This is a genomic window from Pseudomonas sp. NPDC088414 (assembly GCF_044753325.1).
Lineage (GTDB): Bacteria > Pseudomonadota > Gammaproteobacteria > Pseudomonadales > Pseudomonadaceae > Aquipseudomonas.
Map to the genome: position 1 here is coordinate 28,826 of NZ_JBIVMY010000024.1, position 14,455 is coordinate 43,280.

A 14,455-nucleotide genomic window follows, 5' to 3' on the forward strand; every position below is an offset into this window, starting at 1 on the left:
GTTGCCAACAACCTGGTGCTGGCCGTGTACCGCCAGATCACCAACCCGGAAAGCCGCCAGTACATCCTGCGCCAGGCGTTCGAAGAGGCGATCCACACCCACGCCTACCAGTACTGCATCGAATCGCTGGCCATGGATGAAGGCGAGATCTTCAACATGTACCACGAGATCCCGTCGGTCGCCAAAAAGGCAGCCTGGGGCCTGAAATACACCCGTTCGATCTCCGATCCGAAGTTCGAAACCGGCACCCCGGACACCGACAAAGAACTGCTGCGCAACTTGATCGCCTACTACTGCGTGCTGGAAGGCATCTTCTTCTACTGCGGCTTCACCCAGATCCTCTCCATGGGCCGCCGCAACAAAATGACCGGCGTCGCCGAGCAGTTCCAATACATCCTGCGCGACGAATCCATGCACCTGAACTTCGGCATCGACGTGATCAACCAGATCAAAATCGAAAACCCACACCTGTGGGATGCCGAAATGAAGGAAGAAGCGACCCAGATGATCCTGCAGGGTACGCAACTGGAAATCGAATACGCCCGCGACACCATGCCTCGCGGCGTACTGGGCATGAACGCCGCGATGATGGAGGACTACCTGAAGTTCATCGCTAACCGTCGTCTGTCGCAGATTGGTTTGAAGGAAGAGTACCCAGGGACGACTAACCCGTTCCCTTGGATGAGCGAGATTATGGACTTGAAGAAAGAGAAGAATTTCTTTGAGACTCGCGTGATCGAATACCAAACTGGTGGTGCGTTGAGCTGGGACTAATGGTCTCGATCGCCACGATTTGACGATTGCTGCTTGAGTCGCCAAGTCGAGAAAGCAAAAAGCCCCGATCTGATCGGGGCTTTTTTGTGGGCGATCACTAATCCTTTTTTACGCCTACGTCACAGCGCTCAATCTCCTACAACACTTACAGCCGCGTCCCATTGAAGCCTGCTACAAGCACTACTAAGCTCTATCGCAGGTGCCTAAGAAACACCCAACGTAGAAGCTTGGTCAGTGACACAGACGTGTAATTCGTCAGTGCAACTGCTCTGCTCGTTGGGATTTCTTAAGTCCGCTCTACGTTGGGTCAGGTCCTCCCAAAATCTAACGTAGAGGTCTAGATATGTCTGATCCGCTCCCGGTAATGGTGTTCTCTCGCCACAACCTTTCTCTCCATGCCCTTCTATTAGAAAACCAGCCTTGGTTCTGCGCCCGTGATATCGGCCGTTTGATGGGTTTCCATCTGAATGATCGGGTGGTCAACAAGCTGGATAACGATCAGCGCCGCGTCTTATGGATTGAGTACTTTCGAGAGCCAGAACAACAGCTGATGCTTAGTGAATCCGGGGTGTACGCGCTGTTGGTCTATCACTACGTTCCGGGTAACCGGTTGTTGCGTGAGTGGTTGACCAACGAGGTCGTGCCAACCTTGCGCGATGCTGCGGATTCAGGAGATTCGAATCGGCCAATGTTGAGCTTGTTGGATTGGCCGGAGATGTCATTGAGTTTGCTGCATTGGCAGGATGAGGGCTGGATTCGGCTTCGGGATATGCCTTACCTGTTAAATGATCAGCCGCGACGACGAACGATCGAAGCTAATCCTTGGTGGCGGCGGGTCGTAAATACGTTGCAGTTATCTGCACATTCACTTAGGGCAAATCATCGAAAACCCAGCGACCGTTGAGAAGCCCTTTCAATTGCTCAACACTCAGTAATTGCTGAGGCTTTCTATGAACAATTGCGTGGCAATTTGCACAGAGAGGAACAAGGTCAGTCACTGGATCGACAACCTGTTCCTCTCCAAATTCGGAAATGGGCTTCACGTGATGTACATGAATAAAGCCCTTCGCGTGCTCCCCATAGGCTTTCTCAAAGTCGAAATCACATGCTTTGCATAGAAGGCCATGAATAGCGATAGCCTGACGTCTAAGCTTGGGACAACGCTCGTATCTCACACCGTAATAAGTGGATTTTTTACCTTCAGTACCAACGATTACGGTTTCAAAATCCTCTGTACCGTCAACCTGGCTGAAGTCATCTGCCTGCGATGGCGTCAGCACAGCATTGGATGAGATCCGGTCGAACACGGTTTTATCAATGGGCCGAACACCGTTACGCCAGTAATTGTTCTTTAGATTTGAGGGAATTTGCTCAAGGTACTCCCCCTCGAGCTTTATTGGGATTGCCGCCTCAAACTGACGAAAATCCTCAATGGAGGCAAACAGGTCTCCTCGCTTACTGTTCTTGTCTGCATACACCCTCCCTATCCGAGCCAAACCAAAATAATGAGGTGCAGAGCTCAAACGTAATGCTGCAAAAGCCTTATTTTTCAGTTTCCCCTTGTAGTAGAGAACTTCTGTTCCCGGGACAAGGATTTCCTTGTACCGCTTCGGGAAGTGGTAGAGAACCCCAGTTTGATCGGCCCATTTTGACAAATCATTCTCGGCAATTACGGCTGGCATCAACTCATCCTCTTATCAGATGCTAGAGATTACCAAATCTAGAGAAAAGTCCTACACGACTTACGGAAGGCTCTCACAACTGAATCAAGCCAAGTTTTCAGCCTTTCGGTGAGACATGTGTTCCACCTCTCGCTCTTAAATTGCTTTGACGGAGCCTAGAAAATGACCGCAACACTGCACCAAAAAAGAATTAGTAGGTGCACCACCACGCCCCTCCCGCTATTAATACCCCTCCCCCACTCAAGGATCCGAGCCCTGTCATGAAATTCGATCTCGCCTACTGCCTCAGCCTCGACGACAAGTTGTCGATCTATGACGTTCGCGATCTCAATTTTGATGAGACGGTGGCGTTCGATTCTGCGAAGGAGCACTTCCAGTGCCCCAACGATGCCTGTCGTTTGGCGTTTGATGCCTCCAACGAGCTGGGCACGTTCAACGCCAAGAACGTGAATTACGTGCGCACGCCGCACTTCAAGAACTTGCCCGGTACGCAGCATGTAGCGGGTTGTCCGTATGTGAGTTTGAAGGCGTCAGGGTCGGGGATTGAGGCGGCGGATGGTGAGGTGGATGACGCGCGGGAGGAGCATTTTCCGTCGGAGTTGTTGCTGACGCGACGTGAGTATGTGCGCAAACCTGCTGCGCCGGCGGGGGCGGCGGATGTGTTGCGCGATGATCCGGTGCGGGTGGCGCAGGTGAGTTCCAGAGAGTCGCAGGGGCGTGAGACGGCGCCGGACAAGACCAGTGTGTTTGCGCATCCGGTGGAGTGTTTTGTGTCGAACTTCGCCGACAAGGAGTTGCTCAAGCGCATGCCGTTGAAGATCGGCGAGCACACGGCGCCTTATGGCTCGTTCTTCAAGAAGATTGAGTATCTGACGGACAACAAGGGGCTGATTTACTGGGGCAAGATCAAGGAGATCAAGGATTACACCCAGAGTTTTCGTATCGATTTCGAGCAGAAGGTCTGGTTCAAGCAGGCGGATGAGGCGAAGAAGAAGCCGTATTCGGTGAACGTGTACTTGAGCAAGAAGTTGATCGACAACTACCGCAAGCGCAAGGCGTTTCTGGAAGAGATCAAGCACGCGATCGACAGCGACAAGGAGTTGTTCTGTTTCTTCTATGGGGTGACGCCGGAGTTGAAGCAGGTGCCGAGCAAGAAGACCCCCGAACAGACGTTCGGGGTGTTCAGTGCCAACATCGAGAACCTGGATCACTTTATTGTGCGGGAGGCGCCGGGGTTGGCGTGATGGTTAGCCTTTGGGCAATTGCAGTTTGGCTGCGCCACGGTGCTGGTTGACCAGCGAGTACGGCAGCACTGACCAATCAGGATTGTCGCAGTTACGTTGGTAACGGGCGAAGTAAGCGCCCAGGTAAATTCCCTTCGATGTGAAGTGCCAGTTGGAATAGCCCCAGACACTTTCATCGGTGTAATCGCAGTTGCCATCGTCTTCGGCGGGCTTCTTCATCTCTTCGGGATAGAGCGTGGTGAACTGTTTGACCAGCCACGGCGCCATGACTTTCATCTGATCGTATTCGGTGGCCTCGCTATTCGGTTCACCAATCCACACTACATCTTTTAGTTTCAACAATTCGCCGGTGTGGACGTCGAGGTTGATCGGCGAACTGCCGAAGTCCGGGTGAGCGCCGCCGCAGCTGTAACCGGTGGAGATGTCCAGGCTGACCACGTCGGGCGAGAGAAACTCAGGGGCAGCACCTTGATCGAATTCGGCGTATTCCCCGCCACCCATCATGCAGCGGTGATAGTCGATGACTTCAGTCCAGAGCCTTCCGAGCAAGTGGTTGTTGATCCGCTGCTGCTCTTCCTTCGTATAGCCAGACTCGACACTGAACAGCGAAATCTTCGACTCAGGCTCCGTCCACCATTGCAGGTCGTAGCCCATGAAGTTTTCTTTCCTCTCCGGTTTGAGCTTGAGTCCCTGTAAGCGCAAATACTCGTAGGGATCGCTCTTCGGCAACGTGGCAATAAAGGGCAACGTCGTTGCAGTTGGCGCGGGAAGTTTGGCTTCGGTCAGTTGTACCGGCAGCTTCTTGCCCTTGGGGTTTTGCCATTCGCCCTGCCAGCCATTGGCGGTGGATTTCAACTTCAGGGTGGGCAGCGGTTTGTCGTCGCCATAGCGGTTGTTGCCTTCAACAAGGTTCAATGTGCTGTCTTGCAGCGAGCCACTGAGCTCCAGGTCGCGGTGATACTTCTCATAGAAGTAGCGGCCGGTAACTTCGTCCTGCTGCGTGGTGTTGAGCTCCACCACAATCGGCATCTTGCCCAACGTACCGGTGAACACGCGTCGGCCATCTTCGGCATGGGCGGTGGAAATCAGTGTGAACAGCGCCGCAGCGTATGGCGCCAGGCGCAGCAGTCCCTTGAGCATGGATCGATCCCTGATTTAGTCTGAGGTTGCGCCGTAATGTTCAGATCGACGCGAGTAAATTTAGCGGCGAATCATGACGAGGTCTGTCACAGAAATCGAGTGCGCCCGCAGGTTTCAACTCTCTAGTGTCGCTTCGAAAGCACGAATCTCTTGTTGCGCCTTCCTGCGCCGTTTCAGAGCGCCGTGAATATCTGTTTCATCCGCTGCGCAGTATTGACGTAACCAGTGAGCGATCATTTCTTCATCCGGCCAGAAATATTCCTTTTGGCCTTTGCTTCTGGGCCTGTCGTTCACCTGTGCATCGAAGCCAATAGCAGCCCGTTCGCCCTGCGGCAAACATCCCCACTCCGCTGCGCAATCTTGAAAAAACCAGGCAATTTCATCGATGTGCTTTTGCGCACTGCGATGGCTGCGTCGATAAAACCTGTACTCCAGACAGGCCTCTTCCATTCGCTGCGGCATGATGCCGGCATCGACCCAGTTCATGAGATCGTGGTTGATCGCATCGCGCATTAACCCTTCACGCCAACGATCCGCAAACCAGGCAATAAAGCCTTCTGTGCCAGCCTTCTTGGCATCGGCGAAGATCATGCAATAACGAGTTTCCACATGAATGACGAACAGTACATGCTTACGCTGCACGGTGATGGCGTGCACCAGCCACTGCTCGACGAAAGGGGCACACTCATCGTCCTCAATAACCGACGACGGCAGTTTTGGGTCTACCGGCGTGAGTTTTTTGCCCTTATGCACACGGCTAAAGAACTTACTGGCGGCCTCGGTACAATTGAAGATCAACATCTGTTTTCTCTACTAATACGGGTCAATGACGCTCATTCGTCATATTTGCTTTCTTCGGCCCACTCAATCTCATAAGGCTGGCGAACGGCATCTGAGATTCTCTCTCGCATATCTTCACTGAGCGCTGACAATTCCTCGTCGGTGAGCAAGTCGTGCGCGATCATCAACATCAAAGGCAGCACTACGTTTGAGCGATTCATCCGCCCATCGAAAACCGCCGCCATATCCTTGTCTCGACTTCGCATCATGCGATAAAGCGTCAGGTAGCGAGCATGCGCTGACAGCGTACTGTTTTGAGTGATGATCTGGGTCTCGGCCAGTACGCCTTGGCAAAATCGATCCAGCGCTAACTTGCGCAGTTCTTTGAATGTCTTCCAGTCACTTTCCAAGATCGCCATATTGTCTCCGCGAAGCAATTTTGAGTTGAGCCGGGAAGGCCTCATCTTATAGACATGCCCAGCAAAACAAGAATCAGCAATCCAATATAGACCCAGGCATGCACCCGATCCGGTATCCGCCCGATCCACGGCGTGGCCAAGCGAATCCCGACCAACGACCCCAGCGTCAGCACCGCAAACGCCAGCAAATCCACATACCCGACAAACCACGCGCCCAGGTCCGTCTCGCTGAAACCGGCCAGCGCCATGTAGGTCAGTGTTCCGGCCACGGCCACCGGCACGCTCAGCGGGTTCGCCATGGACGTTGATTGGGACATGCTCAACCCGCAGCGACGCAACAGCGGCACGGTCATGACGCTTCCTCCTACGCCGAGGAACGTGGCGATGGCGCCGATGCCTACACCGCCGGCGGATGTTTCCTTGCGATCCAGCCGGCGTGGGATGACGCCGTCGCTGCGGGAGAGGAAGCCGCGTCTGAGCAGGCAGTCGATGATGGTCACGCCGAGGTAGGCGATGAAGGCGTAGCGAATGACTTCGCCTCTGACCCACACCGCAGCGATCGCGCCGATGATTGCGCCCAAGGCGATGAAGCCGCCGAGGGGCCACAGGTAATGGCGGATCAGGTTGCCGGCGCGGCGGTGTTTATGGGTGGCGATCAGGGCGTTGACGATCATCACGCAGGTCGAGGTGGCGACGGCGATGTGCATGGCCGATTGGCCGATGGGGTCGTCGGCGCCGTGGCTGGCGCTGAGCATGCGGTAGAGCAGCGGCACGACGACGAAGCCGCCGCCGAAACCGAAGAGCACGGCGGTGGTGCCGGTCAGGCAGCCGAAGAGGGTCAGCAGGAGGTAGAACATGGCGCGTCTTCCGGTAATGGGGAGCGCTCGACCATAGAGCGACGCGGATTGGCCTGCTTCAGCAAATCAGCCAATAATGTTTGCGTTTACGCCAATTACCCGGAAACGCCCGATGCGTAATGTTTCGATCAACCTGCTGGATGACACGCCGCGCCCGGTGGTGGCGATCGGTACGGATTATTCCCACGGCCATCTGTTGCCGTTTCATACACACCGGCGGGCGCAATTGTTGTACGGCGCGACCGGGGTGATGCAGGTCCGCACCCATGACGGCAACTGGGTGGTGCCGCCACAACGGGCGGTGTGGATTCCGCCGGGAGTGGCGCATGAGGTGCTGATGCTTGGGGTGAGCACGCGCAGTCTGTACATCGAGCCGGGGGCGGTGGACTTGGGCCAGCGCTGCCAGGTGATCAGCGTTTCGCCGTTGATGCGGCACTTGTTGATGGAAGCGGTGGAAGTGCCGCTGACTTATGACCTCGAAGGACGCGACGGCGTATTGGTTGACTTGCTGCTGCATGAACTGGCGCGCAGTGCGCCCCTGCCCTTGCACATTCCGCTGCCGACTGACGGAAAGCTCTTGGCTTTGTGTCAGAACTTTCTGGATCAACCCAACGCCCACCAGTCGCCACAACACTGGGCCGGGCAGTTGCACATAAGCTTGCGCACCTTCAACAGATTGTTTCGGCAGCAGACCGGGTTGAGCTTCAGCCAGTGGCGGCAACAGGCCTGCGTGGTGCTGGCGCTGGCGCGGTTGGCCGCCGGTGAGGCGGTGACGCGGATCGCCCTGGATTTCGGTTATGAGAGCCCGGCGGCGTTCTCGACGATGTTCCGGCGCATCCTCGGACAGGCACCGTCCGTCTGGTTGGAGGCGGCGAACTAGGGCAAATCAAAAAATGCGTTTGATCCCGGCCGAAAACAACTGTACAAAAACACAGTACATTTTCAATCAGCACTCTTGAGCCCGGAGCACACCATGGCCTCTCTTGCGATGAACCACATCCTCGAACGCATTGCCCTTTTCCAGTTCACCCCGACGCACTGCGTCCAGGCCCGAGCGATGCTGGGCTGGAGCGTGGAACAGCTGTCGCGCGAAGCGGAGGTTGCGGTGGACGACATTCAGCGGTTTGAAGCGCAGCAGGACGTGGCGGATGCGGCGCGGCTGGCGTTGGCTTACCGGTTTGAGGCACAAGGGTTGGTGTTCTTTCCCGGGTTTGCGCCGGGTCGCAAATTGAATCCCCAGGCCATGCAGCAGAACGTTGTAGAGCGTGGGGATTTTGCTTAGGTGCAATGATTACTTGAACGCAGGGTGCCGCAGCTCGGCAGAGGCTTGTTCATAGCTGTAGGCCATGGCGAACAGTTGCGGCTCGCTCCATGGTTCGCCGAAAAAGAACACAGACGTGGGTATGCCGTTAGCGCCCATGCCCGATGGCAGGGTTATCGCCGGGTAACCCGCCACTGCGGCAGAAAATTGCGAGTAACCATCCGCTTCGGCAACCATGGCGTCGAGGTTGTGTTCCCGCAGTTGCTCGTCGATGGCGTCCTTGAAGTTTTTACTGATGGCCAAGATCAAAGCGCTGGCCTGTTCGTGAGTCATGTCCAGCGCATGCATCGCTTCGAGCGTGGCCTGCCCATAGCCCTCCTTGCCGGGATTGAGCTGATTGAAGTCGATCAGGTCCTGCAGCGACTGGATCGGCAGGCCGGAACGGCTGACGAGATATTCAGGCAATTCGTATTTCATCGCACCCATCAGACCGGGTACGAAATTATCGATATCAGGTAAACGAACGGTCACTGGCACGAGCGTCGCACCTTGTTTCTCGAGTGTGGCCATTGCCTTTTGAAACTCCACTCCAGGAGTCAGGACCACGCCGCCCGTCCCCTCGTAAGCGGCGGGATAACCGATACGCTTGCCTTGCAGGGCATCGTTTGCCAGTAACGCCGTGTAGTCGATTCCTGTCGGGGCGGCCGATGTCGCGGAGTCCGCAGCATCCATGCCTTGCAACACGTTGAACATCATTGCCGCATCGCGGACAGTACGTGTCAAAGTGCCTGGGGTGTCTTGCAGACGGGTGATCGGCACTACCCCGCTTCGACTGAACAGACCCAAGGTGGGCTTGACGCCAACCACACCATTGGCCGATGCCGGGCAAGTGATCGAACCGTTGGTTTCCGTGCCCAAGGAGATCGGCGCGAAACCGGCAGACACGGCAGCGGCCGACCCCGAACTGGAACCGCAGATTTCCTCGCTCAATGCGTGTGGATTTTTCCCTTGCCCACCACGTCCGCTCCAACCATGGGGCAACCCCATCTCCCGCACATAAGCCCATTCGCTCATGTTGGCTTTACCCAGAATAATCGCGCCGGCATCCCGCAGTTGTTTAACCACAAAGGCATCGTTGGCTGCCGGCTGACCGACCATGGCCAAGGAGCCGGCACTGGTTTGCAGGCTGTCGGCGGTATCAAAATTGTCTTTGAGCAGTACCGGAATACCATGCAACGGACCACGCGACTGTCCCTCGTTACGCTCGTTATCCAGCGCGGTAGCCATTTCGATGGCTTGTGAATTCAGTTCGATGATGGCGTGGATAGCAGGGCCTTGCTTGTCCAGCTCGGCAATTCGCTGGTGGAAGTGTTCAACCAGTTCAACAGCAGTGAGCTTATTGTCGGCCATCATTTTGCTGAGTTCACTGACGCTGGCGTAATGAAGATCGGCTGCCGAATGGGCGGTGGCAGCGGCACCTGTCGCTGCCAGTGCGACCAATATGGATTTCGTCAGCGTATTCACGCGACGTTTAAAGAAGTTTTTCATGTACATCGTCCTTGTTTAGGCTCATCACGAGTGACTCATTCACTCGCGACCAAGCCTACCGAGGACATAGGAAAGAGCTGTCAGCTAGCTGGACTACCGACAGTAGGAAAAGTCATCCTGACTTGTAGCCGCTACCAGCAATTGGGGCGTTTTCCGACACATCTTGCTCCATATTCAGCCACCACGTGTGCCCCCGCTGCGGCTGCATCAGGTTAAACGCCTCGCCCATTCGTGGCGTGGTGATCGAAACACTGCGTTCCCACGCCAGCGCCAGAATCCGGTCAAACGGTTCATGCCAGGCGTGCATCGCCAGGTCGAAGGTGCCGTTGTGGATCGGAAACAGCCAGCGGCCCTTGAGGTCGATGTGCGCTTGCAGGGTTTCTTCGGGTTGCATGTGCACGTGTGGCCATTCGACGTTGTAGGCACCGGTTTCCATCAGGGTCAGGTCGAACGGGCCGTATTGTTCGCCGATGCGTTTAAAGCCGTCGAAGTAGCCGCTGTCACCGCTGAAGAAGATTCGCGTATCGCCATCGATCATCACCCACGAAGCCCACAACGTGCTGTTGCCGTCGAACAGGCCACGCCCGGAGAAGTGCTGCGACGGGGTGGCGACGAAGCGGATGCCGGCGATTTCGGTGCCCTGCCACCAGTCGTACTGGCGGACTTTGCTGGCGTCGATGCCCCACTTGATCAGGGTGTCGCCGACGCCCAGCGGGGTCAGGAAGTAGTTGGTCTTGGCCGCGAGTTTCAGCACTGCCTGGTAATCGAGGTGGTCGTAGTGGTTGTGCGACAGGATCACCGCTTCGATCGGCGGCAATTGGTCGATGCTGATCGGCGGCTGGTGAAAGCGTTTCGGGCCGGCCCATTGCACCGGCGAGGCGCGCTCGGCGAAGACCGGGTCGGTGATCCAGAATTTGTCGCGCATTTTCAGCAGCAGGGTCGAGTGGCCGAGGCGATAGACGCTGTGGTTGGGCGCCGCCAGCAGGTCTTCACGGGTCAGCGCTTGCACCGGGATCGCGGCGGCCGGGCGGGTATTGCGCGGCTTGTGGAAGATCATGTTCCACATGATCCGCAGCATCTTGCGCAGGCCTTCGCGTTGCACCGGCGCATGGTTGCGAAATAGCCCTTGATCCTGGCGAGAGGCTTCAGGCGTGGAAGTTTGATCCGCAGAAAAATCTGGATTGGCCATGACTGAGAGACTCCAGAAAAACCGCGCAATTCACGGTTTTTCACGGTGGGACGATAAATGGCCAAGGCACGCACGCATCAGCCGAACTTTCTGGTTTTTAGGTTGCGCGGATTAACGCAACATTACACTGGGTGGTGTAGTTTCTAGGTTGCATGAAACTGGATGACAAGTAAACTGCCAAGTGTAATTCCACCCCTTTTCTGCCGAAGCGTACTTATGACAGCAACAAAGCGCCTCACCGACCGCAAACGCGAAGCCATTATTCAGGCGGCGATTGCCGAATTCCGCGCCAACGGATTCGAGATCACCAGCATGGACAAGATCGCAGCTACCGCCGGGGTGTCGAAGCGCACGGTGTACAACCACTTCCCCAGCAAGGAAGAGCTGTTCGCCGAAATTCTCAACCAACTCTGGGCACGCATCAGCGCCGAACAGACCGTGGTCTACCGCGCCGATCAGCCGCTGCGCGAGCAACTGCTGCCCCTGTTGCTGGCTAAACTGCAGCTGATGGCCGATGACAACTTTCTCGGACTGGCCCGGGTGGCAATTGCTGCCACCATCCATTCCCCGGAACGCGCGCAAGACATGGTGGCGCGCATGGGAGAGCGCGAAGAAGGCCTGACGGTGTGGATTCGCGCCGCTCAGGCGGATGGTCGACTGAAAACCGTGGAGGCGGAATTCGCCGCGCAACAGATGCAGGGTCTGTTGAAATCGTTCGGGTTCTGGCCGCAGATTTCCATGGGCCTGCCACCACTGGATGCGGACACGCAGAAAGCTGTGGCCGAGTCGGCACTGGAGATGTTCCTGGCGCGATACCAGCTCTAGACCGCTCCTCTCCTGTGCCCACCACGATTAAATGGCTCGAAAGGACACTGATTATCCCCGGTGGAATAAATGACAATGTCCGACAATTGACCGACGAACGGTCAACCTGAATAAACACTTCAAAGTATTTCAGGATGAATCTGGCGCAGGACATCATGGAAAACCAACGCGGCAAGGGCCTGTCATTCGCCAGACGCATTTATCTGCCAAGGACCATCGGTCTGGGCGTCGGCTTTTTCAGCGTCGCGGCCGCGCTGTATCCGTTGCACATGCCGACCTGGCTCTGGGCGCTGCTGGTGTTCAACGGTTTTATCTGGCCGCATCTGGCCTATCAGGTTTCGACCCGCTCGACCTTCCCCTACCACGCCGAACGCCGCAACCTGTTGTACGACTCGTTGTGCGGCGGTTTCTGGACCGCGTGTTTTCAGTTCAACCCGCTGACCACCGTGACCATTCTGTCGATGATGACCATGAACAATGTCGCCGCCGGTGGACGACGTCTGTTCCTGCTGGGTGCTCTGGCCCAAATCGCCGGCGTGTTGCTGGGCTGGTTACTGTTCGGCTTCAAGTTCAGCCTGACGATGACGCAGATCCAAGTCTGGGCCTGTCTGCCGATGCTGACCTTGTACCCCTTGGCCCTGGGCATGGTCTGTTACCAACTGGCGATCAAACTTGCACGACACAAACGTGCGCTCAGGGACCTGAGCCGCACCGACAGCCTCACCGGGTTGCTCAATCACGGCGCCTGGAAGGATCTGCTGCACACGCATTTCATGCTGTGCCGGCAACACCACACCCAGGACATTCTGGCGCTGATCGATATCGATCACTTCAAGACCATCAACGATAACTACGGGCACATCGTTGGCGACGCCGTGTTGCGTGAGCTGAGCCAGGCACTCAACGGGCTGCTGGCCGAAGGTGAACGGGCCGGACGTTATGGCGGCGACGAGTTTTGCCTGATCCTGCCCGACCAGCCACTCAATAAAGCCGAGGCGCAAATGGAACGATTGCGTCAGGCGCTGGACCAATATCGGCACCCGGATGTGCCAGCGCTGCGCGTCAGCCTGAGTATCGGTCTGGCCCGGTTTCAGCCGTCGTATAGCGACGCGGTTGCCTGGCTGGATGACGCCGATAAAGCGCTGTATACCGCTAAACACACGGGGCGCAACACCATCAGTGTGGCGCTGAGCAGTCCGGGCTAAGAAGACGCCCCCCTCTCAGTCTTGAAAAAACTGCAAACATGTTGATTCGCAATTTCTTGTACAACTTAAATCAGTTTGTATAAGATCTGCTCGTCAGCCTGGATGCTGGCACTTTGCAGTCAATGACCAATGCCGACCCGGCATTGCTCTGCCAGCGCGGAAACAGGGACACAAACCTCGTCTTTCCCTACTTCCAGGTACTGCCCCTATGTTTTTCAAACGCCACCAGTCCGAACTCAACGACCTTCAACACACCATCACCGAACAGAACGGCCTGCTTGAAGCGATCAATCGCTCCATGGCGGTGATCGAGTTCGACCTTGAAGGCGTAGTGTTAAAGGCCAATGACAACTTCCTCAAAACCATGGGTTACCGCGCCGAACAGGTGATCGGCCAGCCGCATCGCTTGTTCTGCACCCCGGAGTTTGGCCGCAGCGCGCAATACACCGAACTGTGGTCGCGCCTGAAAAACGGCCAGTTCCAGTCCGGCACCTTCGAGCGGATCAACAGCCAGGGCCAGCCGGTCTGGCTGGAAGCCAATTACAACCCGATCAAGGATGCGTCGGGACGCGTGGTCAAAGTGGTCAAGTTCGCCATGGACGTGACGACCAAGGTCCAGCAGGAAAGCGAGGCCAACGCCAAGCTGCAGGCGATCGACCGGGCAATGGCGGTGATCGAATTCGACCTCAACGGCGGCATTCTCACCGCCAACCAGAATTTTCTGACGCGCATGGGTTACACGCTCGCTGAACTCAAGGGTAAACATCACCGTTTGTTCTGCCGCGCTGAACTGGTCAACAGCAGCGCCTATGAGGATTTCTGGCGCCGGTTGAATCAGGGTGAACTGTTCCAGGGCCAGTTCGAACGTGTCGACAAGCGCGGCCAGAGTGTGTGGCTGGAGGCCAACTACAACCCGGTGTATGACGCCGCCGGGCGTTTGTGCAAAGTAGTGAAATTTGCCACGGACGTCACCGCCCGTGTCGAGCAGCACGAGCACGATGCACGCAGCGCCAGCGCCGCTTATCACATCTCGGTGGAAACCCGGAAAGTCGCCGAGCAAGGCACTCAGGTGATCCAGCAGGCGGCCAGTGAGATGCGCGAAATCGCTGACGATATCGCGCAGTCATCAACGCTGATCGCGCAACTTGGCGAGCGTTCGGAGCAGATCACAGCGATCGTCAACACCATCCGTGCGATTGCCGACCAGACCAATCTGCTGGCGCTCAACGCGGCGATTGAAGCGGCGCGCGCCGGGGATCAGGGGCGCGGGTTTGCGGTGGTGGCGGACGAAGTGCGGCAACTGGCGGCGCGTACCAGCGGCTCAACGGCAGAGATTTCCAACATGATCGGTTTGATCCAGAGCGAAACCCGGCAGGCGATCAAGAGCATGGAAGGCACCCGCGGGCGGGCGGCGCAAGGCGTTGAACTGGCGGATCAGGCCGGCAGCGTGATTCTGCAGATCCGCGATGGCGCCAGTGAAGCGGTGCAGGCGGTGAGCATGTTTGCCAATGAACGGGCGCCGGGCTGAGAG

At 56.6% G+C, this 14,455-nt stretch carries 14 protein-coding genes and 2 pseudogenes; 9 read left to right on the forward strand and 7 right to left on the reverse strand.

Annotation, left to right across the window (positions count from 1 at the left end; translation table 11 throughout):
* Positions 1 to 774 (forward strand): ribonucleotide-diphosphate reductase subunit beta (locus tag ACIP8I_RS19260; protein WP_400763069.1); only part of this gene is annotated, 774 nt, incomplete at its 5' end.
* Between the two features lie 343 nt (positions 775 to 1,117).
* Positions 1,118 to 1,678 carry a Bro-N domain-containing protein gene (locus ACIP8I_RS19265; RefSeq protein ID WP_400763070.1) on the forward strand — a complete coding sequence of 187 codons (561 nt, stop codon included), beginning with the start codon at positions 1,118 to 1,120 and terminating at the stop codon, positions 1,676 to 1,678.
* Here the strand turns inward: ACIP8I_RS19265 and ACIP8I_RS19270 are convergent.
* Positions 1,644 to 2,456, reverse strand: coding sequence for an HNH endonuclease (locus ACIP8I_RS19270; protein ID WP_400763072.1), 813 nt, complete (start codon positions 2,454 to 2,456; stop codon positions 1,644 to 1,646). The genes ACIP8I_RS19265 and ACIP8I_RS19270 overlap by 35 nt on opposite strands.
* 260 nt (positions 2,457 to 2,716) lie before the next feature.
* On the opposite strand from ACIP8I_RS19270, the gene ACIP8I_RS19275 reads away from it, so the two are divergent.
* A complete protein-coding gene (locus ACIP8I_RS19275) occupies positions 2,717 to 3,700 on the forward strand; it encodes a hypothetical protein (RefSeq protein ID WP_400763074.1) in 984 nt (327 codons plus the stop codon).
* A gap of 3 nt (positions 3,701 to 3,703) precedes the next feature.
* Here the strand turns inward: ACIP8I_RS19275 and ACIP8I_RS19280 are convergent, their stop codons facing one another.
* The 4 genes from ACIP8I_RS19280 to ACIP8I_RS19295 all read right to left on the reverse strand — a co-directional run bounded on the left by ACIP8I_RS19280 (position 3,704) and on the right by ACIP8I_RS19295 (position 6,896).
* A complete protein-coding gene (locus ACIP8I_RS19280; protein ID WP_400763076.1) occupies positions 3,704 to 4,840 on the reverse strand; it encodes a hypothetical protein in 1,137 nt (378 codons plus the stop codon).
* 114 nt (positions 4,841 to 4,954) lie between these two features.
* Positions 4,955 to 5,641, reverse strand: coding sequence for a DUF6933 domain-containing protein (locus tag ACIP8I_RS19285; protein WP_400763078.1), 687 nt, complete (start codon positions 5,639 to 5,641; stop codon positions 4,955 to 4,957).
* A gap of 32 nt (positions 5,642 to 5,673) precedes the next feature.
* Positions 5,674 to 6,039 (reverse strand): hypothetical protein, encoded by a 366-nt coding sequence (locus tag ACIP8I_RS19290; RefSeq protein ID WP_367085443.1) that lies wholly within the window; start codon positions 6,037 to 6,039, stop codon positions 5,674 to 5,676.
* 41 nt (positions 6,040 to 6,080) lie between these two features.
* The gene (locus tag ACIP8I_RS19295) at positions 6,081 to 6,896 is read right to left on the reverse strand and encodes a sulfite exporter TauE/SafE family protein (protein ID WP_400763080.1); all 816 of its coding nucleotides are present in this window, start codon (positions 6,894 to 6,896) and stop codon (positions 6,081 to 6,083) included.
* A 112-nt stretch (positions 6,897 to 7,008) separates the two neighbouring features.
* Here ACIP8I_RS19295 and ACIP8I_RS19300 point away from each other — a divergent pair, with 112 nt between their 5' ends.
* Positions 7,009 to 7,776, forward strand: a complete 768-nt coding sequence (locus ACIP8I_RS19300) for a helix-turn-helix transcriptional regulator (protein WP_367085445.1) — start codon at positions 7,009 to 7,011, stop codon at positions 7,774 to 7,776.
* Between the two features lie 93 nt (positions 7,777 to 7,869).
* The gene (locus ACIP8I_RS19305; protein ID WP_367085446.1) at positions 7,870 to 8,178 is read left to right on the forward strand and encodes an XRE family transcriptional regulator; all 309 of its coding nucleotides are present in this window, start codon (positions 7,870 to 7,872) and stop codon (positions 8,176 to 8,178) included.
* 9 nt (positions 8,179 to 8,187) lie between these two features.
* Here the strand turns inward: ACIP8I_RS19305 and ACIP8I_RS19310 are convergent, their stop codons facing one another.
* Together ACIP8I_RS19310 and ACIP8I_RS19315 are read right to left on the reverse strand one after the other, a co-directional pair.
* Complete coding sequence (locus ACIP8I_RS19310; RefSeq protein ID WP_400763082.1) at positions 8,188 to 9,705, reverse strand: amidase family protein; 1,518 nt, start codon at positions 9,703 to 9,705, stop codon at positions 8,188 to 8,190.
* 112 nt (positions 9,706 to 9,817) lie between these two features.
* The gene (locus ACIP8I_RS19315) at positions 9,818 to 10,894 is read right to left on the reverse strand and encodes an MBL fold metallo-hydrolase (protein ID WP_400763084.1); all 1,077 of its coding nucleotides are present in this window, start codon (positions 10,892 to 10,894) and stop codon (positions 9,818 to 9,820) included.
* Between the two features lie 216 nt (positions 10,895 to 11,110).
* Between ACIP8I_RS19315 and ACIP8I_RS19320 the strand changes: the two genes are divergently transcribed.
* The 4 genes and pseudogenes from ACIP8I_RS19320 to ACIP8I_RS19335 form a co-directional block, all read left to right on the forward strand.
* On the forward strand, positions 11,111 to 11,719 hold the full coding sequence (locus ACIP8I_RS19320) for a TetR/AcrR family transcriptional regulator (protein ID WP_400763086.1): 609 nt from the start codon (positions 11,111 to 11,113) through the stop codon (positions 11,717 to 11,719).
* 155 nt (positions 11,720 to 11,874) lie between these two features.
* Positions 11,875 to 12,924 (forward strand): diguanylate cyclase, encoded by a 1,050-nt coding sequence (locus ACIP8I_RS19325; protein ID WP_400763152.1) that lies wholly within the window; start codon positions 11,875 to 11,877, stop codon positions 12,922 to 12,924.
* 298 nt (positions 12,925 to 13,222) lie between these two features.
* Positions 13,223 to 13,906: pseudogene (locus ACIP8I_RS19330) on the forward strand (PAS domain-containing protein); the annotation flags it as partial.
* A gap of 108 nt (positions 13,907 to 14,014) precedes the next feature.
* A pseudogene (locus tag ACIP8I_RS19335) lies at positions 14,015 to 14,452 on the forward strand (methyl-accepting chemotaxis protein); the annotation flags it as partial.
* Between the last annotated feature and the right edge of the window lie 3 nt (positions 14,453 to 14,455).